Here is a 20,449-nt window from a genome sequence, read left to right as displayed (position 1 = left end):
TGTTTTCGGTTTGCACTATTTTTGCAACTCAATGAATGAAATAACAGATTATGAATGCCATACCAACAGTTACTAAGAACCTATTAATCATTAATGTACTGGTCTTTCTTGCAACCATTGTTGCTCAAAGTTACGGTATAGATATAGACCGCTATTTAGGACTTCACTTTTTCCTTGCTGATAATTTCAATGTGGCACAACTTATCACATACATGTTTATGCATGGTGGATTCACGCATCTATTTTTTAACATGTTCGCTTTGTGGATGTTTGGTCGTATCCTCGAACAAGTGTGGGGGCCGAAACGCTTCCTGTTCTATTATCTGGTATGTGGTATCGGTGCAGGATTTATACAGGAAATCGTTCAATATGTTCATTATGAAATGGTGCTTTCCGCATACGACAGCGTCAACACGGGCTATTCTGTCATTCCAATGAAAGAGTATCTTAACATGATGACTACCGTAGGAGCGTCGGGAGCTATATATGCCATCCTGCTGGGATTCGGAATGTTGTTCCCTAACCAGCCGTTATTTATCTTCCCGCTGCCGTTCCCGATCAAGGCCAAGTACTTCGTTATCGGATATGCATTGATTGAACTGTATGCAGGATTTGCTAACAATCCGGGTGACAACGTAGCTCACTTTGCACACTTGGGTGGTATGATATTCGGTTTTATACTGATCATGTACTGGAGAAAAAAAGACAGAGGAAATGGGTACTATTACAACTGATCTTAAAGAAGCTTTTCGAAGAGGGAATATTTATATCCAACTGATTTATATCAACGTAGCCGCCTTCGTGGTTACTACGCTGACTGAAGTTTTTTTGCAGCTATTCAACCGTAGCCTTGGCGGGGTATTTGAATGGTTGGAACTTCCTGCTTCATTTACCCAATTCATCATACAACCTTGGTCACTGTTCACATACATGTTCATGCATGCAGGTTTTCTGCATATTCTGTTCAACATGCTATGGCTATATTGGTTTGGCGCACTGTTCCTGATGTTCTTCTCTGCAAAGCATTTGCGGGGAGTTTATATATTGGGAGGTATTTGTGGCGGATTGCTGTACATGGTGGCATATAACGTTTTTCCGTATTTCCGTCCGATGGTTGACTACTCATTTATGCTGGGAGCATCTGCTTCTGTGCTTGCTATTGTAGCTGCAACCGCATATCGTGAACCAAACTATCCGATACGATTATTCCTATTTGGCACAATACGACTGAAGTATCTGGCACTGATTGTTATCGGCACTGATTTACTGTTCATCACATCCAGCAATGCAGGTGGACATATCGCCCATTTGGGTGGCGCATTAGCAGGAGTCTGGTTTGCAGCCGGACTGAGTAAAGGCAGAGACATTACATCTTGGATTAATAAGACTCTGGATGCTATTTCAGTATTCAGCTTCAAGCCTCGCAAGCCCAAAATGAAAGTGCATTATGGTAACAGTCGTCAGAAAGACTACGATTACAACGCCCGCAAGAAAGTTCAGTCAGAAGAAATAGATCGCATCCTCGACAAACTAAAAAAATCGGGATACGAAAGCCTGACTACGGAAGAAAAGAAAAGTCTTTTCGACGCGAGCAAACGATAATATAGAAATATGGGAATAAGGCATATTGGCAGATTCGTCGCTTATCTGATTTTAGCGGTCAACATCTTCTTCATAGGTTTGTTGCTTCTTACCGCTTACAGCCCGTATATTAAGCCGGTTGCACATCCCGTGGAGTCCTGTTTCGGACTGACATTTCCTATCTTTCTGGTGACTAATATTTGTTTTCTGATCTTTTGGCTGATTATCCAGAACTATAAGTTTGCATTAGTCACATTGATAAGTCTACTTCTATGCTATCCGCAGATACGGACTTATTTTCCTATTAATTTTCATACGGACAAGTTACCGGAGAACAGCTTCAAAGTTTTATCGTACAATATAATGGGATTCGATGGAGCCGTTAAGAAAGACGGAGAGAACCCTATTTTAAATTATCTGAAGAACAGTGGAGCAGACATCTTATGCCTACAAGAGTACCAGACCATTGAATCTTCTCATTATCTCAGTCAGAAAGATGTCGAGAAAGCTCTGAAAGATTATCCCTATCATAAAATTCAAACTGTAGGAAGCGAAAAAGGCCATACTAACCGGATAGCCTGTTATTCCAAATACCCCATACTTTCGTCCCGCAGATTAGATTATGCCAGCGAATACAATGGTTCTGCAGTTTATGAGCTAAAAATAGGGGAAGATACTGTAATGCTTATCAACAACCATCTGGAATCTAATAAACTAACGAAAGAAGATAAAGTTGTCTATGAAAGTATGCTCAAATCTCCCGAAACGAAAAAGGTAAAAAGCGGCGCCCGCCTGCTTATCCGCAAACTGGCAGAAGCTTCTGCCATCCGTGGTTCGCAAGCCGACAGCATCGCACAAGAAATTGCATCGTCACAGCACCCTTATATTATCGTATGCGGTGACTTTAACGATACACCCATCTCCTACGCTCACAGAGTTATCGGCCAGGGACTGAATGACACTTTCACACAATCAGGCCGCGGACTGGGTATCTCTTACAATCAAAACAAATTCTACTTCAGGATTGACAATATCCTGGCAAGTAAAAATCTAAAATCTTATAATTGTACGGTAGACCGATCTATAAAAGAATCTGACCATTATCCAATCTGGTGTTATCTGAAGAAAAAAGAATAAAGAAAAAAATGATTAATATCTAATACTTAAAACTATGTTTAAGAAGTGTATTTTTATTTTAGCTACAAGTTGTATGATGTACTCCTGTACCACACAAACGGAAACAAATCCGTTTGTGTCTGAGTTCCAAACCGAACATGGCGTACCGCCCTTCGATAAAATTAAATTGGAACATTACGAACCCGCCTTTTTGAAAGGGATTGAGGAACAAAACGCGAATATCGATGCAATAGTGAATAATTCTGAAGCACCTACTTTTGAAAATGTAATCGTTGCTCTCGACAATAGCGCTCCGATACTGGACAGGGTTAGTGCTATTTTCTATAATATGACGGATGCCGAAAAGACCCCCGGTCTGAATGAACTGTCCATTAAAATAGCCCCTACATTATCAGAACATAGTGATAATATTTCACTGAATCAAGAACTCTTCAAAAAAGTAAATGCCGTATACCAGCAAAAAGAGTCTCTGAAACTGACTACCGAACAAGAACGCCTGTTGGAAGAGACTTATAAAGACTTTGTTCGCTCCGGTGCAAACCTTTCCCCGGAAAAGCAGGCACGTCTGCGTGAGATCAACAAACAGTTATCCACATTAGGTCTTACATTCAGCGATAACATTCTGAACGAGAACAATGCTTTCAAACTATACATCGACAAAGAAGAAGATCTTGCCGGGCTGCCCGAATGGTTCCGTCAAAGCGCAGCAGAAGAAGCAAAAGCAGACGGTCAGGAAGGAAAATGGCTATTCACTTTAGGAAATGCCAGCCGACTTCCGTTCCTGCAGTACTCAGAAAATCGTCCGTTGCGTGAGCAGATATACAAGGCTTATATCAATCGCGGTAACAACAATGATAAGAACGATAACAAGAAAATTATCACGGATATTGTAAGTCTTCGCCTTGAAAAAGCACAGTTACTGGGTTTTGACTGTTATTCCAACTTCGTTCTGGATAACACAATGGCTAAGAACTCCGCAACTGTAATGGATTTCCTGAATAACCTGTGGAGCTATTCCTTACCGAAAGCAAAAGCCGAAGCTGCTGATTTGCAGAAAATCATGGATAAAGAAGGCAAAGGAGAAAAACTGGAAGCATGGGACTGGTGGTATTATACTGAAAAGCTTCGCAAAGAGAAGTACAATCTTGAAGAAGATGAAATCAAGCCTTACTTTAAACTGGAAAACGTACGTGAAGGAGCTTTCGCAGTTGCCAACAAGCTCTATGGCATTACATTAACGAAGCTGGATGGTATTCCTGTATATCATCCTGATGTGGAAGTGTTCGAAGTAAAAGATGCAGATGGCTCTCATATGGGTATCTTCTATGTAGACTATTTCCCGCGTCCGGGTAAGAGCGGTGGTGCATGGATGAGCAATTATCGTGAACAGAAAGGTGATATTCGCCCGCTGGTATGCAACGTATGCAGTTTTACCAAACCTGTAGGCGATACTCCATCACTATTGACAATCGATGAAGTAGAAACTCTGTTCCATGAATTTGGGCATGCCTTGCATGGATTATTGACTAAATGCAACTATAAAGGCATTTCCGGAACAAATGTCGTACGTGACTTTGTTGAATTACCCTCCCAGATAAATGAACATTGGGCTACTGAACCGGAAGTACTGAAAATGTATGCCAAACACTATCAGACAGGAGAAACCATTCCCGACAGGCTTATCGAAAAGATTCTGAACCAGAAAACCTTCAATCAAGGTTTCATGACCACAGAATTACTGGCTGCTGCCATTCTGGATATGAATCTGCACAACTTGACTGACACCAAGAATCTGGATGTATTGGCATATGAGAAAGAAGTCATGGATCAATTGAATCTTATCCCTGAAATAGCCCCGCGTTATCGTACCACCTACTTTAATCATATCATCGGTGGTTATGCTGCAGGCTACTACAGCTATTTATGGGCAAACGTATTGGATAACGATGCTTTCGAGGCCTTCAAAGAGCATGGTATCTTCGACAAAAAGACGGCAGATCTTTTCCGGTATAATGTTCTTGAAAAAGGTAACAGTGAAGACCCGATGACACTTTACAAAAATTTCCGGGGTACTGAGCCTCAACTGGAACCAATGTTAAAAAATCGTGGAATGAAGTAAAATTAGTGCTATACCAAGGCAGCAAAATCATTGCCAGATGCAAATATTTGAGTTCCTTTTACTTCCGAATGTGAAAAAAAAACTATATTTGCAGCCTTGTACGCTATAGAAATCAATTAATAAAGTAATCATAATAAACTAAAAGTAACATGCAAAACAAAGGATTTGTAAAGGTTTTTGCAATTTTGCTCACACTGGTGTGTGTGTTCTACCTTTCCTTCTCTTTTGTGACTCGCCATTATAACAATAAGGCAAAAGAGTACGCAAAAGGCGATCTGAAGTTAGAGCAGGACTATCTGGATTCTCTATCAAACGAGAAAGTGTGGTTCGGCAATTGGACACTAAAACAGTGTCGTGAGATGGAAATCAGTTTAGGTTTGGACTTAAAGGGTGGTATGAACGTTATCCTTGAAGTTTCTGTTCCCGATGTCATCAAAGCATTGGCGGACAACAAAACCGACGAAGCATTCAACCAAGCATTGGCAACTGCCGCCAAACAGGCTATTAGCAGCCAGGATGACGTCATTACTCTGTTTGTTAGAGAGTATCACAGAATTGCTCCGGATGCACGTCTTTCCGAACTTTTCGCTACTCAACAGTTAAAAGACAAAGTAAACCAAAAGACTTCTGACGCTGAAGTAGAAAAAGTACTGCGTTCGGAAGTAAAAGCTGCAGTTGACAACTCATACAATGTACTCCGTACTCGTATCGACCGTTTTGGTGTGGTTCAGCCCAACATCCAGAGTCTGGAAGACAAGATGGGACGTATCATGGTGGAGCTTCCGGGTATCAAAGAGCCAGAGCGTGTAAGAAAATTACTACAAGGTTCTGCTAATCTGGAGTTTTGGGAAACATACAACGCAAAGGATGTTGCACCCTATCTGCAAGCTGCTGATAACAAACTGCGCAGCATTTTAGCTAATGAAGCATCGGCTGACAGTGTAGCCGTTGACAGCACTGCCGCTCCGGTTGTGGCACAAGCTACCAGCACTGCCGATAGTCTTGCTGCAGCATTGAAAGGTGAAAACAAAGCACAATCTGTCGATCTTGCACAAATCAAGAAAGAACATCCGTTGCTGGCTGTTCTGCAGGTTAATTCCAGCGGACAAGGCCCGGTTGTAGCTTATGCTAATTACAAGGATACAGCTGATATCAACAGATATCTTTCTATGAAAGAAATCCAGTCAGAACTTCCGAAAGATCTCCGTCTGAAATGGGGAGTTTCTGCTTATGAATATGATCCGAAGGGTCAGACTTTCGAACTTTATGCTATCCGTTCAACCGAACGTAACGGACGTGCACCATTGGAAGGTGACGTTGTTGTTAGTGCAAAAGATGAATATGACCAATTTGGTAAACCGGCTGTAAGCATGTCTATGAACACAGACGGTTCACGCCGTTGGGCTCAGCTGACTAAGCAAAACATTGGTAAGAGCATCGCTATCGTATTGGATGGTTATGTATATTCTGCACCGAATGTAAATACTGAAATTACAGGTGGTAACTCACAAATTACCGGACACTTCACTCCTGAGCAAGCAAAAGACTTAGCGAACGTATTGAAGTCAGGTAAGATGCCGGCTCCTGCACGTATCGTTCAGGAAGATATCGTAGGTCCGTCTTTGGGACAAGCTTCTATCAACGCTGGTGTATTCTCATTCATCGTTGCATTGATTCTGTTGATGGTTTATATGTGCACTATGTACGGTTTCATCCCAGGTATGGTTGCTAACGGTGCACTAGTCCTGAACATGTTCTTCACATTAGGTATCCTTTCATCCTTCCAGGCAGCCTTGACAATGTCCGGTATTGCCGGTATGGTGTTGGCACTGGGTATGGCTGTGGATGCTAACGTTTTGATTTACGAACGTACCAAAGAAGAATTACGTGCTGGCAAGGGTGTGAAGAAAGCACTCGCAGATGGTTACTCCAACGCATTCTCTGCTATCTTCGACTCTAACTTAACGTCTATTATCACAGGTATTATCCTGTTCAACTTCGGTACAGGTCCTATCCGTGGTTTCGCCACGACCTTGATTATCGGTATCTTGATTTCATTCTTTACCGCCGTGTTTATGACACGTTTGGTTTATGAGTACTTCATGAATAAAGATAAGTGGTTGAACCTGACCTTCTCTTCTAAGATCTCCAAGAATTTGATGGCGAATGTACATTTTGACTTCATGGGTGGCAACAAGAAGTGGTTGACAATTACAGGTGTTATTCTTGTAATCTGTATCGGTTCACTCTTTGTACGCGGTCTAAGCCAAAGTATCGACTTCACAGGTGGACGTAACTTCAAGGTACAATTTGAGAATGCGGTAGAACCAGAACAAGTACGCGAGTTAATCTCCAGTAAATTTGGTGACGCTAACGTCAGTGTAATCGCTATCGGTACAGATAAGAAAACTGTACGTATCAGTACAAACTATCGTATTGAAGAAGACGGCAACAATGTTGACTCTGAAATAGAAGCATATCTCTATGAGACATTGAAGCCCGTATTGACGCAAAACATTACTCTGGAAACATTTATCGATCGTGAAAACCATACTGGTGGTAGTATCGTCAGCTCACAGAAAGTAGGTCCGAGTATTGCAGATGATATCAAGACTTCGGCTATGTGGTCTGTAGTACTTGCTTTGATTGCAATTGGTCTGTACATCTTGATTCGTTTCCGTAACATTGCATATAGTGTGGGTTCTGTAGCTGCACTGACAAGTGATACATTGATGATCTTGGGTGCTTATTCTCTCTGCTGGGGCTGGATGCCATTCTCACTGGAAATTGACCAGACATTCATCGGTGCTATTCTGACAGCTATCGGTTACTCTATCAATGACAAGGTGGTAATCTTCGACCGTGTACGTGAGTTCTTCGGCCTGTATCCAAAACGCGACAAGAAACAGTTGTTCAATGACTCATTGAACACTACTCTGGCACGTACTATCAATACTTCATTGAGTACATTAATCGTATTGCTGTGTATCTTCATCCTTGGTGGTGACTCTATCCGCAGCTTCGCATTCGCAATGATCCTCGGTGTTGTAATTGGTACATTGTCTTCTTTGTTCATTGCATCTCCTATCGCATACATGATGTTGAAGAACAAAAAAATAGCTGAGCCGGCTGCTGAAGTAGCTAAATAAGGACTATACAAGTTAACGATAAAAAAGGGAAGCCGAACGAATCGACTTCCCTTTTTATTTTGTAGTCCCGAGGGGAATCGAACCCCTATCTAAAGTTTAGGAAACTTCTATTCTATCCGTTGAACTACAGGACCAGCAACATTTGCGGTTGCAAAGATAAGGCATTCTCCCGATTTCACAAGGCCGAACGAAGATTTTATCGAGAAGTCAAGAAAATACAAGCAACACAAGATTTTATCAAAGTGTAAAGTCAAAACAGCTTCACACAGCATTAATTTAAGCGCCTATACTTACATTTAGTCAACACATGCATCAGTAAAACAAATGATAATATGCAACTTTTATTCGTTCAAGTCAGACACATAGTCAGAGTTTTGCTCACTCCAAATATCAAAAAACACTCATTTCTCAATTCTTTTAGTACACAATCACAGATTAACTCAAAAAGATTTTGCCAAGTCGCATAACTTTCCGACATTTGCAAACGTGCCTATAAAAAGCGTAGTACTTTTTGTAAGTACCCCAACCAACATGAGAACAGATTTTAAGTGATCCTATAAATTAATCATAGTAATACGAAATTATGGCAAACGACATGATGGTAAAAGAACTGGATCAAGTGGTAGTCCGCTTTTCCGGAGACTCCGGCGATGGTATGCAGCTCGCCGGCAACATCTTTTCAACAGTATCGGCTACGGTGGGAAATGACATCAGTACTTTCCCCGACTATCCCGCAGATATCCGCGCCCCGCAAGGCTCTCTGACCGGCGTATCAGGTTTCCAGGTACACATCGGCGCCAGCAAAGTATTCACCCCGGGTGATAAATGCGATGTATTGGTAGCTATGAACGCTGCCGCATTGAAAACACAGTATAAGTTTGCTAAGTCTACTGCTTGCATCATTATCGACACAGACTGTTTCCAGGCTTCCGATTTACAGAAAGCCGCTTTCAAGACTGACAATCCTATCGAAGAAATGGGTATCAAGCAAGATGTTATTGCCGCTCCTATTTCTCAAATGGTGAAAGACTGTCTGGCAGAAACAGGTATGGACAACAAAGCAATGCTGAAATGCCGCAACATGTTCGCTCTCGGCCTGGTATGCTGGTTGTTCAATCGCGACCTGAAGATTGCAGAAGATTTCCTTAGAGAGAAGTTTGCAAAAAAGCCGGAAATAGCAGAAGCCAACATCAAGGTAATTCACGCCGGTTACGACTATGGTCACAATACACACGCTTCCGTAGCACATACTTATAAGATAGAAAGTAAGATAAAGACGCCCGGAATATATATGGATATCATGGGCAACAAAGCTACAGCCTACGGTTTCATTGCTGCTGCTGAAAAAGCAGGTCTGAAGTTATTCCTGGGTTCTTATCCCATCACTCCGGCTACGGACGTATTACATGAACTCTCCAAACATAAATCCTTAGGTGTCATTACCGTTCAATGTGAAGATGAGATTTCCGGCTGTGCTACGGCTATCGGTGCTTCTTTTGCTGGTGCATTGGCTGTAACTACCACTTCCGGTCCGGGTGTCTGCCTGAAATCAGAGGCTATGAACCTTGCAGTGATTACAGAACTTCCCTTGGTTGTTCTGGACGTACAACGCGGTGGTCCTTCCACAGGTTTGCCGACTAAATCGGAACAAACGGACTTGTTACAGGCTTTGTTTGGTCGTAACGGTGAGAGTCCAATGCCGGTTATTGCTGCAACCTCACCGACAAACTGCTTCGATGCAGCCTATGCAGCTTGTAAAATGGCTTTGGAACACATGACTCCGGTAGTTCTGTTAACAGACGGTTTCGTAGCCAACGGTTCCGGTTCATGGAAGCTGCCGAACCTGGATACATATCCTGAAATCAAACCTCAGTATGTTACTCCTGAAATGAAGGATAACTATACTCCTTATAAACGCAATCCTGAGAACCAAGTACGTTACTGGGCCGTTCCGGGACAAGAAGGCTATACTCATATCCTCGGTGGTCTGGAAAAAGACAGCAACACTGGTGCGATCTCTACCGATCCTGAAAACCACAATCTAATGTGCCACCTGCGTGCAGAAAAAGTTGCAAAGATTGCTGTACCCGATGTAGAAGTACAAGGCTGTGCAGATGATGCAGACCTGCTGATTGTAGGTTTTGGCGGTACTTACGGACACTTGTATTCTGCTATGGAAGAGATGAACAAAGCCGGACAAAAAGTAGCCTTAGCTCACTTCTCTTATATCAATCCTCTGCCTAAAAATACGGCTGAAGTATTGAAGAAATACAAGAAAGTGGTAGTTGCCGAACAGAATCTGGGACAATTTGCCGGTTATCTCCGCATGAAGGTGGATAATTTCACTCCGTATCAATTCAATGAAGTCAAGGGACAGCCGTTCGTAGTAAGCGAATTAGTGGCTGCCTTCACCGAGATTTTAAATAAATAATAACCCCGTAAAGTATCGAAAGACATGAGCGAATATACAGCTAAAGATTTCAAAAAAGGACAACCTCGTTGGTGTCCGGGTTGCGGTGACCACTTCTTCTTGAATTCACTGCACAAAGCGTTGGCAGAAATCGGTGTTAAGCCTTGGGAAACTGCCGTTATCTCGGGTATCGGTTGCTCCAGCCGTCTGCCTTATTATATGAATACGTATGCGATGCAGACTATCCACGGACGTGCTGCCGCCATCTCTACCGGATGTAAAGTAACCAATCCTAACCTGAGCGTTTGGCAGGTTTCAGGTGATGGTGACGGTCTGGCTATCGGTGGTAACCACTTTATCCATGCTATCCGTCGTAATATAGATATCAACATTCTGTTGCTGAACAACCGCATCTACGGTCTGACAAAAGGACAATATTCCCCGACGTCTCCCCGTGGCTTCGTCAGCAAATCCTCTCCTTATGGTACGGTAGAAGATCCGTTCCACCCAGCTGAACTCTGCTTCGGTGCCCGTGGACGTTTCTTTGCACGCTGTGTAGCCACAGATGGTCCCGGCACAGGAGAAGTTCTGAAGGCTGCTGCTAACCATAAAGGAGCCGCTGTGTGTGAGATTTTGCAACACTGCGTTATCTTCAATGACGGAACCTACGACTCTATATACAACAAAGACGGACGTGCCAAGAATGCTATCTACCTGGAACACGGTAAGCCAATGCTTTTCGGTGAGAACAAAGAGTTTGGATTGATGCAGGAAGGTTTCGGACTGAAAGTTGTAAAGTTGGGCGAGAACGGTATCACAGAAAAGGATATCCTCATTCATGATGCACACTGCATGGATAATACATTGCAACTGAAATTGGCTCTGATGGAAGGTCCTGACTTCCCGGTTGCTCTCGGTGTAATCCGCGATGTGGAAGCTCCGACTTATGACGATGCTGTAATGGAACAGATTGAAGAAGTATCAGCAAAGAAGAAGTATCACAACTTCAAGGAACTGTTGATGACGAATGATATTTGGGAAGTAAAGTAAGCGAATACACTATTCCTTTTCTAAAAAGCCTCATTACCGCTACTATTATATAGTACGGTAATGAGGCTTTTTAGAAATAATACAAATCAATAGTTGAAGACGGGTTATGAATAAAGTGTGATAAAGTGATAGCGGGATACCCCAAATGGTAACTTTGTTCACTCCACACGGTAACTCCATTTACATGCCGAGGTAAAGACCGTTACACGCCGAGGTAAAGGCCGTTACAATAAGGGGTAAAGGCCGTTACATACGGCGGTAAACGCTTTTACATCTTATGATAAGCACTCGGTAAATACTATTAGCTGATTATCAACAAACTAACAAGAAAGTCATCAGTAACCTTTGATTCACATCTTTTCCGCAAAGAATCAATTCCGTCAACAGATAATCCCAAATATCATATACAATTTTGGGATTTAAACTTTAAAAGCCTATATTTGCCCTGAAATAAAGCAAGATGAAAACAAAACACTTATTCTGGATATTCCTGTTAATATCCGTAATCAACTTCACGAGTTGTGATGACGACAAATTAAAGAACAACACTCCAACACCGTTCCGGATTGGAGTGCTATTTCTTCCCTTACGCTGATTCAAAGCACAAAGTTTCGGATCACCTCATTGCCAAAGGTATCTACAGCTTTTCGTCAAAAACAGAACATGTCACGGAAGCTTCATCTTCTACCGATGCCATACCTTATCTCACATTGAACTATTCGGCCGATACAAAAGGAAACTTTACAGATGCAACAATTCCGCCCACACCGCATAATTTCAAGTTTGAAATGGAAAACGGTATCACGAGTTACGCTATACTTGGCCTCATACAACGCTATCTGGATGTAGATTGGAAAAAACTTGTCCCCAAAGACGCCTCTACAAGAAATGACATTATCATAAAACCACTTTTAACAATGACAGTGGATGATACCGACTATTCCATTATCGGGACATTCAATACCATTCCGGCAATTCCAGAAGGAGTATTAGAATAGCTGCGCCTTCAAAGTTTTTTCTGCCCTTTCTCTTTGATAATAAAAGAATTAGTGTATATTTGCATCAGGCATACATTAACCTTTAACATCACTGTACTATGGGTAGAAGATTAATCTTTGACCGGTTTTCCCAGCAAGCTCTCCAGACCTTGCACCGGTATCGTGCCGTAATGTTCAGTCCCACCCTTTATTCATGTTTTTAGTTCGCGAGTGATATTTATTTTCAGTCATTTACTAAACATGAATAGATTATGGATAATAGACCTACCATAGCCGAAGTACAAGAATGGGTACTGAAGCTACACAACACGTGTGAGCAAACCATCACAAACGAAGAGCGCAAAGAACAGCACAAGTATGCCGTCATGGTGCAACGCCCGCAGGACAAGAAGTTCCTGGTGAAAATGCTGGATGAATCTTCGCAGATACGTGATCGCAAAAAACTTGCCGCCCGCATTAAGACTCTGATAGACCGCTATGGAGTACCTGAATTCCTGAACAAGCGGGATACTTTCCTCTTTAAAATGTACCAGGTCTTCGGACATCATTTCGACTTCATCGCCATACCTATTATAAAGAAGCGTTTACGCATGGATACGTCTAAAGTCATCCTTGACGAAGCCCGTCCCAAGTTAACCCGGCACCTGTCTGAACGTGCACAGCAAAAGGTTGGACAAAATGTGAACCTACTGGGTGAAGTCGTTTTAGGCAATGGGGAAGCAGATCACCGTTACTATCATTACCTGGAAGCATTGGAAGCTCCGGATATTAACTATATCTCCGTAAAGATATCCGGCATCTATGCCCAGACGCATGCTTTGAATTATGAAGAGAGTTTCCCGGAACTGGTGAAACGCATGTCCGCTCTTTACCAAAAAGCAATAGACTTCCCGCATACAGATGAAAACGGAGTGAAACATGCGAAGTTTGTCAATCTGGATATGGAAGAATATAAAGATTCACACTTTACTTTACGCCTGTTTAAAACTGTACTAAGCAAACCGGAATTCAGAGACTATTCAGCCGGTATCGTTGTACAAGCTTATCTGCCCGATGCCTATGATTTCCAGACGGAATTGTTGGAATTTGCAAAGGCACGCGTGGCTGAGGGAGGTGCACCACTCAAAATGCGCCTTGTAAAAGGTTGCAATCTGGAAATGGAAACCGTGATTTCTTCCTTGCGCGGCTGGCCCAACCCCATACTTTCCACAAAAACGGAAGTAGATGCAAACTACCTGCATATTCTGGAACGCGCCCTGCTGCCCGAAAATGCAAAAGCGTTGCACATCGGAGTGGCTTCGCATAACCTGTTCACAATAGCCTACGCTTACCTGTTAAGCCAGAAAAACAACAGTTCAGAGTATATGACATTTGAGATGTTGGAAGGTATGGCCGACCATGTATGGCGTGCACAGTCGCAACTGAGTAATCACATCATACTATATGCACCGGTAGTGAAAGATGAACACTTCCTGAATGCAATCTCTTATTTGGTACGCCGCATGGACGAAAATACAGCTCCGGATAACTTCCTCACTCATTCATTCAATCTGAAACCGGGAACTGACACCTGGAATTTCCTGCAAAAACAGTTTGAAGAAGCATATCACAAGAAAGATAGCGTTTCTCATATTCCTACGCGCACGCAGAACAGGCTTTTACCGTATTCTCCCGTCCCCCCATCCGACGTGATGAAAAACGAACCGGATACGGATTTTGATCTGCCTCAAAACCAGAAATGGGTACGAAAGATCTTTGCCAAATGGAAAAAGTCTTCCGCCGATACTCCGGAAATCATTCCTCTGCAAATAGGAACCGAAGACATCATCTGTGAAAAACGCCATAAGTACATGGACCGCTGCCAGAATGATGAAGTATGTATTTGCGAAATGTCGCAAGCCAATACGGAACAAATAAAGCAAATCATCGGCATTGCAGAGAAAGATCCCGCAAGCTGGCGGAACACTACCTTAGAGGAACGTCATAGAATCATGTTCGAAGCAGCCAATCGCCTGGGTGATATGCGCGGAGACCTGATAGGCAGCATGTGTGCTGTAACAGGTAAAACAGTGGTAGAAGGCGATGTAGAGGTATCCGAAGGTATCGACTACGCCCGCTTCTATACCACAACAATGAAAAAATTCGCCGCACTGCATGATGTGGACATCACCTCCAAAGGAACAATCCTCGTCATTTCGCCGTGGAACTTCCCATGTGCCATTCCTATCGGCGGCATTGTAGCCGGATTGGCCGGTGGCAATACCGTGATACTGAAACCCGCAACAGTAGCTGCTCCCGTAGCATGGCTATTTGCCAAGGCTTTCTGGGATGCAGGAGTGCCCAAAGAAGCATTGCAAGTCATTATAACCGACCGTGAAGCACTGAAAGAATTGACCACAGCTCCGGCTATCAAGCATATCATCCTGACAGGAGGTACGGATACAGCCCAAAGCATTGCACGTACCAGCCCGTCTACCCCACTTTCTGCCGAAACCGGTGGAAAAAATGCTATTATCCTCACAGCCTCGGGCGACCGTGATCATGCCATCATGAATATCGTTACTTCTGCTTTCGGAAATGCCGGACAAAAGTGCTCAGCATGTTCCCTACTGCTTGTAGAACGCTCTGTATACGAAGACAAGAACTTCCAGGATAAGCTGAAGGATGCCGCCACCAGTATAAAAGTAGGCAGTGTATGGGAAGCTGGTAACGTAGTAGGCCCCATGATTACCAACCGGAACGACAAGTTATTGCAAGCCCTTACACTGGAACCCGGCGAGTCCTGGCTGGTTCCACCTAAGTTTATTGACGAGAAGCAATACATCCTCGCCCCTACCGTGAAGTGGGGAGTAAAACCGGGCAGTTATTCATTCCGTACCGAATTGTTCGGTCCCATGTTAAGTGTGGCTTGTATTGACAATCTTCAACAGGGAATAGAGTTGGTGAACAGCCTGGACTACGGTTTGACTTCCGGTCTGCAAAGCCTGGATGAAAACGAACAAAAACTCTGGAAGGACTCCATTCTGGCAGGTAATCTTTATATCAATCGTGGTATCACAGGTGCTATTGTCAACCGCCAACCTTTCGGTGGGATGAAACTATCTGCTTTCGGTGGTGGTGTAAAAGCAGGCGGACCGAACTATTGTGCCTGCCTTGTGAAGATTACCGACAAACCGGAAAGTAATACGGATTATAAGCAAAGTTATCCTCATGCTTATGAAGAAGAATTTGCGCATGCACGGGATATCAATAAGTTATATGGCGAACAGAATGCATTCCGTTATCTGCCATTAAAGAATATGGTACTCCGCCTTTTCCCGGGAGATAGTAACGAAGAAGCGGAAATGATTGCACTTGCCACAAAGCTCTGCCACACACCACTGACTATCAGCTTTGACCCGAATGATGATCGCACGACTGCATTATCATCTACCGGCTGTACACTAAAGAAAGAAACATTGGATGAATTCCTCAAAACAATGAGGAGCTATGAACGTATCCGCACTTGTGGCGCTGATATTCCGATGGAAATGTATGAAGAGGCAGCCCGTAGAAACAAATACATTGCCACGGCAAAACCTGTGAAAAACGGACGTGTAGAGTTAATACATTATATTAAAGAGCAAAGCATCTCCTTCGAATTCCATCGATATGGCAGCATTCTGGATGTGCCTCCCGTAGAATAACAATTAAAAAAACGTGGTCCGGCTTGCCTATCGAAAAGCGGACAGGTCAGGCCACGTCATTCCTCGTTCTCCACCGGCAATGGCAAAGAAACCGTAAATTCGCTATATTTTCCTTCCACACTCTCCACACTGACGTATCCTCCATGTTCACGAGCCACATTCATCACATAGTTCAGCCCCAAGCCGAAGCCGGATACTTTCTTCTTCGCATCCTCATTCCGGGTAATTACGCGTTCAAACTTATCAAATACAATCCGTTGAGCCGCAAGCGGAATACCGATACCATTATCCCGCACCTTGATCTGAGTATACTGTCCGGAAAGACAGGAAGTAATCTGTATATCTATCGTATCCTTAGAGTATTTCACCGCATTGTCTATCAGGTTACTTAAAGCCTCTTTCAGATACTCCTCATCAGCATAGCATAGGGTTTACCCCAACCCGTCCAATCCCATTGAAGTTCTATCGGGTATCCTTATTATTACCGGGCATCTTATTGGGAGTGATGCCTGCAATCCATGGATTCTGTACAAGAGAAGCCAACATATTCTTTCTGGGATTATTTGGCGTTCTGGGTGGTACGGGAGATATTCTTTTTTGGTACAGCCTTCGTGCCTTTGATGATGAAGATCTGCTACTGGCCGATAAAAAAGCTTTTCAGGCCACTATTATAAAGCGCAATTACGGAAAGAATGACTAAAATTCTTCTCCCAACGTATAACAAAAAAAGTTCCCTCATACCCAAAGAGTAGAGAGAACTTTTAATCATTAGAGAGGAAGACTTATTCAACCTCCATTGTCAATCTATTAACATTCTTATTTAAGGACTTTAATCATTTGTTCTCCACTGGTAAGTACCCCTCGTACAACATATACTCCAGCCGGCAAGTCCGACATATCTACAAACTCAACATTCATAACTTGCTTTATCAGAGTACCACTAACAGAATAGATATAAGCAGTTCCCACCTCTGGTAATACTACTTTCTGAAGTTGGCTGTCATAATATGCTTTCACACTGCCATCTTCTACTTTATCAATACTTGTCGGTACACCTACAATAACAGCATTAGATGCAGCCGTTTCTACACCGCCAACCACCGCAGTTACTGTATATGAGCCGTCTGCTGCATTTTCAACTGTATAATTGGTAGCTTGAATACCTTCTTTCAAGAGTGTACCGTCAATGTAAAGATTATAAGTTGTAGCAGGTTCTTCTGCACGAGTAACAGCTTGCTTATCGGCATCCTGCAGAACTGCGGAAATTCGCCAGTTGTAATCCAAATCCTTATTCATAGACTTCAACGTTCTCCAAGTAGTTCCATCGGTAGTAATCAGATTACCTTTTCCATCCACTGCCGGTCCTTCATCTGTCATATTGGGCTTCACTCCATTAATGTGGCTAACATAATATCCTACACAAACTTCATGACCAGCCGGAATTACTACCGGTTTATCCAAACGAACAACATTTTCTCCTGCTACCAGAGTCTTCACATCAACTTCTTGTTCATAAACTAAATTACGATCATAAAAGACAGCTATGGCAGAAGTCTGCAAATAAACATCACTCAAACTATATTTAATGTGAGTTATATATTTACCTACCTGATCAACCAAATCATCAGCATCATAAGCAATTACAAAGTATCCATATACCCCGCTACTCCTAGTCAATCCAATTGCTTTACTACCGGATGTCTTATCTTGATAGTTCATTTCATTAGCAGCTTCAGGCGATTGCCATGTCAAAGTCAGATTCTTATTCTCCAATGTACCGCTCAAACCGTAAGGAGCAGGTGCAAGATTAGGTTGCTTGTATTCAACAGTATAAGTATCAGAAAGAGCGGATTCCCATCCATTTGTATAAACAGCGGATACAGCATATTCATACTTACCGTAGTTCAACGTTGCAGTATACTCCGGATCTTCTGTTTCAGTAGCCAATGAACCGTTACAATAAACACGGAAGTTCTTTATAGTAGGCTTATTATCAGTTGCACGAGTCGCAACAACACCATTTACCCCAAAGGCTGTTGCCGATTTCAAGTCAGAGAATGATCTGCCTGACATTCTTTCAAGCGGAACCATTTGATTATTAACAGGTGCTGTCTTTCTAAGTGTAGTCGTAGCAGCCTTTTGTGAACCTTTCAAACGTACCTGTGCTCCTACTACAAAGTTACTATTAAATTCTGCATCGATCCGGCTGTAAGCAACCCAAGTTGTTCCATCCAAACTAAGCATATCACCTCCAGTCACACGTGGACCGGCATCAGCAGCAATAGGTTCTTTTCCATCAGCAAACAGAACAAAGTATCCCACATAAATAGAACTTCCTACAGGTACAGCTACCGGCTCATCGAATGCAACACTAAACATTTCACCTGTTTTAATAGAAGTAGCAGTCTTAGAAGCTAAGATTTTCTTATTGGCAGAGCACAGCACAACTTTCAGCTCTTTAACATCATCCGTTAAGTACAGATTAACACCTGTTATCTCATAATCTGCATAAAGAGCCAACTCTTCTTTGGTAAATTGTGCTCCGACATAAAGATCCACATCTTTTCCATCATTGGTCATGCCCCATTTATATTTGGGTTCACCATAATGTTTCAATTCCATAGGCAAATCCGTATATACATCCCATTTCAAAGATAACTTTCCTTTATCGAAATCAGTTTCGGTAAAGGTAGGACGTACATATTCAGCCGGCAATTCAACTGTAGCTGTAGCAGAAGCGGAAGCCTTTGAAGAAAGACCATCTGTATAATTTGCCACAACTGTATAAGTATATGTACCTGGAGCTAATTCCTCCGTATAAGTTAAACCTGTTATTCCGGATTTGACTTCCACGCCATCACGATATACGGTATAGTCTTTCACTACCGGAGTCTTAATCTCACTCTGAGCTTCCACATCAGCACTTAGCATCCAGTTTGCATTAGCTGCTGCCTCAATATTAGTCCAACTGGGCACTGTAGTATCAAAATCAGATTTTGCCGTAGAAGTTGAAATAAAGCATGCACCGGAAATAGCCGGTCCACTATCCAACAACCCAGGGAAAAGATCTGCTGCATGAACCACATAATAACCATAAGACAATTCTGCACTCGGATCAATAACGTACGGAGTTGTTAAAGCCATTTTAGCCCATTTATGCACTTCCAATGCTGCAATTTCTTCAGCTGATACCTGCTGAGAATATACAATTTTACTATTCTCAAGAATCACTAAACGCATTTCCGTTACTGCGGAATTCAGCATAACATTAATGGCTGTAATTTTATGATCAGCATAAGAAGCCAATTCATCACTGGAAAATGCATTTACTGCCCATATTTTACGCACTGTACCGGAAGTTCCTCCCATGGCCTTACCTTTTTCCCCATTACTCCAAGTCAATGTTTTATCAGCAAGAATCGGAGATTTCCAACTCAACGTCGCATTCAAACCATTAACCGCAGCTCTTACGTCCACTGCAATTGGGCGGGCATCCTCTACAGGAATATTGGTCAATGACAAAGGGAATGACTTTTCTTCCTTATCACCATAAACAGCCGACACACAATAATCATAAGTGCCCTTAGGTTCGTCTTTCAACAAGGCAGTTTTTTCCGTCAGCAAAGCTGTATTTACTTTAGTATCGCCACGATATACATTATATCCGTCAGGTTCTCCTGCAGCAGGTATATCAATATGAGCAGATACCAGGAAATTACCTTTCACCACGTTTTTCCAATTCTTTCCATCATACGAATATAAGTCACCCTTGCCCGTAACACCTGGTACGCGGTCCATAATGCCAACAAAAGTAAGGTTCGTACCATGAACAAATTTAGCAGCTACAGTCAATTCTACATCGTCACGCACAGTATAAGGTTCGTCCAACTTGATAGTCTGCATTTCTTTCAGTTTCAGATTCTCAAGATTCACCTTCTGTTCACGTACTACTTTATCATTCTCATACAGTAAAAGGCTAACCTCAAGCACTGCACTGTAATTACAAAATGAGATGGCATCAATTACTGAACCTTTATATTCTTTAAGATCATCCTTATCAAAACGGTTAGCAATATAAAGAACAGGAATCTCCCCATTCAAGCTTACTCCGCTCACACCGTTATAAGGTGTATCATTATGCCATTGCATTGTTTTAGCCTCGGCTGGACTTTTCCAATTCAATGATACACTTGCAACCTGACTTTCTCCTCTTAGAGTATGAGGAGCCCCCGTCTGCGCCATAGCAAAGTTGTAACCCAACAATGCAGTCAGCAGAAAAAACATTTTAAAAGTAATATTTCCCATAAGCAATCATTTTA

The 20,449-nt window shown here is 42.6% G+C and carries 12 protein-coding genes and 1 tRNA gene; 10 read left to right on the top strand and 3 right to left on the bottom strand.

From position 1 onward, the window contains the following. The first annotated feature begins 50 nt into the window (after positions 1-50). The 5 genes from DW182_RS05100 to secDF all read left to right on the top strand — a co-directional run bounded on the left by DW182_RS05100 (position 51) and on the right by secDF (position 7,986). Positions 51-734, top strand: coding sequence for a rhomboid family intramembrane serine protease (locus tag DW182_RS05100; protein WP_167507362.1), 684 nt, complete (start codon positions 51-53; stop codon positions 732-734). After that, complete coding sequence (locus DW182_RS05095) at positions 715-1,602, top strand: rhomboid family intramembrane serine protease (RefSeq protein WP_115502135.1); 888 nt, start codon at positions 715-717, stop codon at positions 1,600-1,602. The genes DW182_RS05100 and DW182_RS05095 overlap by 20 nt, the downstream gene beginning before the upstream one ends. A gap of 15 nt (positions 1,603-1,617) precedes the next feature. Continuing rightward, the gene (locus DW182_RS05090; RefSeq protein WP_167507422.1) at positions 1,618-2,718 is read left to right on the top strand and encodes an endonuclease/exonuclease/phosphatase family protein; all 1,101 of its coding nucleotides are present in this window, start codon (positions 1,618-1,620) and stop codon (positions 2,716-2,718) included. A gap of 34 nt (positions 2,719-2,752) precedes the next feature. Then, complete coding sequence (locus DW182_RS05085) at positions 2,753-4,837, top strand: M3 family metallopeptidase (protein WP_118216368.1); 2,085 nt, start codon at positions 2,753-2,755, stop codon at positions 4,835-4,837. Between the two features lie 149 nt (positions 4,838-4,986). Further along, positions 4,987-7,986 carry a protein translocase subunit SecDF gene (gene secDF, locus DW182_RS05080; protein WP_117691213.1) on the top strand — a complete coding sequence of 1,000 codons (3,000 nt, stop codon included), beginning with the start codon at positions 4,987-4,989 and terminating at the stop codon, positions 7,984-7,986. A 62-nt stretch (positions 7,987-8,048) separates the two neighbouring features. Here secDF and DW182_RS05075 read toward each other — a convergent pair. Continuing rightward, positions 8,049-8,120, bottom strand: a tRNA-Arg gene (locus DW182_RS05075). Between the two features lie 449 nt (positions 8,121-8,569). Between DW182_RS05075 and DW182_RS05070 the strand changes: the two genes are divergently transcribed. The 4 genes from DW182_RS05070 (at position 8,570) to DW182_RS05055 (ending at position 16,130) form a co-directional block, all read left to right on the top strand. Further along, positions 8,570-10,417 carry a 2-oxoacid:acceptor oxidoreductase subunit alpha gene (locus tag DW182_RS05070; RefSeq protein WP_007661922.1) on the top strand — a complete coding sequence of 616 codons (1,848 nt, stop codon included), beginning with the start codon at positions 8,570-8,572 and terminating at the stop codon, positions 10,415-10,417. 24 nt (positions 10,418-10,441) lie between these two features. Beyond that, entirely contained in the window at positions 10,442-11,446 is a 1,005-nt protein-coding gene (locus DW182_RS05065; protein ID WP_044532733.1) for a 2-oxoacid:ferredoxin oxidoreductase subunit beta, read from the top strand. A 566-nt stretch (positions 11,447-12,012) separates the two neighbouring features. Further along, the gene (locus DW182_RS05060; protein WP_115502169.1) at positions 12,013-12,444 is read left to right on the top strand and encodes a hypothetical protein; all 432 of its coding nucleotides are present in this window, start codon (positions 12,013-12,015) and stop codon (positions 12,442-12,444) included. Between the two features lie 251 nt (positions 12,445-12,695). Continuing rightward, the gene (locus tag DW182_RS05055; RefSeq protein ID WP_199678549.1) at positions 12,696-16,130 is read left to right on the top strand and encodes a bifunctional proline dehydrogenase/L-glutamate gamma-semialdehyde dehydrogenase; all 3,435 of its coding nucleotides are present in this window, start codon (positions 12,696-12,698) and stop codon (positions 16,128-16,130) included. Positions 16,131-16,186: 56 nt separating this feature from the next. Here DW182_RS05055 and DW182_RS05050 read toward each other — a convergent pair whose 3' ends face one another. Continuing rightward, positions 16,187-16,534 (bottom strand): sensor histidine kinase KdpD, encoded by a 348-nt coding sequence (locus DW182_RS05050; RefSeq protein ID WP_227073163.1) that lies wholly within the window; start codon positions 16,532-16,534, stop codon positions 16,187-16,189. A gap of 50 nt (positions 16,535-16,584) precedes the next feature. On the opposite strand from DW182_RS05050, the gene DW182_RS05045 reads away from it, so the two are divergent. Continuing rightward, complete coding sequence (locus DW182_RS05045; RefSeq protein ID WP_227073160.1) at positions 16,585-16,830, top strand: hypothetical protein; 246 nt, start codon at positions 16,585-16,587, stop codon at positions 16,828-16,830. Positions 16,831-16,946: 116 nt separating this feature from the next. On the opposite strand, the gene DW182_RS05040 is transcribed toward DW182_RS05045, so the two are convergent. After that, complete coding sequence (locus DW182_RS05040; RefSeq protein WP_118294870.1) at positions 16,947-20,435, bottom strand: hypothetical protein; 3,489 nt, start codon at positions 20,433-20,435, stop codon at positions 16,947-16,949. Positions 20,436-20,449 lie beyond the last annotated feature (14 nt).

Source organism: Bacteroides sp. AM16-24 (assembly GCF_003471885.1).
In the GTDB taxonomy this organism is placed as follows: domain Bacteria; phylum Bacteroidota; class Bacteroidia; order Bacteroidales; family Bacteroidaceae; genus Bacteroides.
The sequence above is the reverse complement of the archived record's forward strand: the minus strand, read 5'-3'. Positions and strand labels throughout refer to the sequence as shown.

Bases quoted from the DNA above. Each gene is read 5' to 3' on its own strand.
- DW182_RS05095 (WP_115502135.1), top strand. From the start codon at position 715: ATGGGTACTATTACAACTGATCTTAAAGAAGCTTTTCGAAGAGGGAAT.
- DW182_RS05055 (WP_199678549.1), top strand. From the start codon at position 12,696: ATGGATAATAGACCTACCATAGCCGAAGTACAAGAATGGGTACTGAAG.
- DW182_RS05100 (WP_167507362.1), top strand. From the start codon at position 51: ATGAATGCCATACCAACAGTTACTAAGAACCTATTAATCATTAATGTA.
- DW182_RS05040 (WP_118294870.1), bottom strand. From the start codon at position 20,435: ATGGGAAATATTACTTTTAAAATGTTTTTTCTGCTGACTGCATTGTTG.
- DW182_RS05065 (WP_044532733.1), top strand. From the start codon at position 10,442: ATGAGCGAATATACAGCTAAAGATTTCAAAAAAGGACAACCTCGTTGG.
- DW182_RS05070 (WP_007661922.1), top strand. From the start codon at position 8,570: ATGGCAAACGACATGATGGTAAAAGAACTGGATCAAGTGGTAGTCCGC.
- DW182_RS05085 (WP_118216368.1), top strand. From the start codon at position 2,753: ATGTTTAAGAAGTGTATTTTTATTTTAGCTACAAGTTGTATGATGTAC.
- secDF (WP_117691213.1), top strand. From the start codon at position 4,987: ATGCAAAACAAAGGATTTGTAAAGGTTTTTGCAATTTTGCTCACACTG.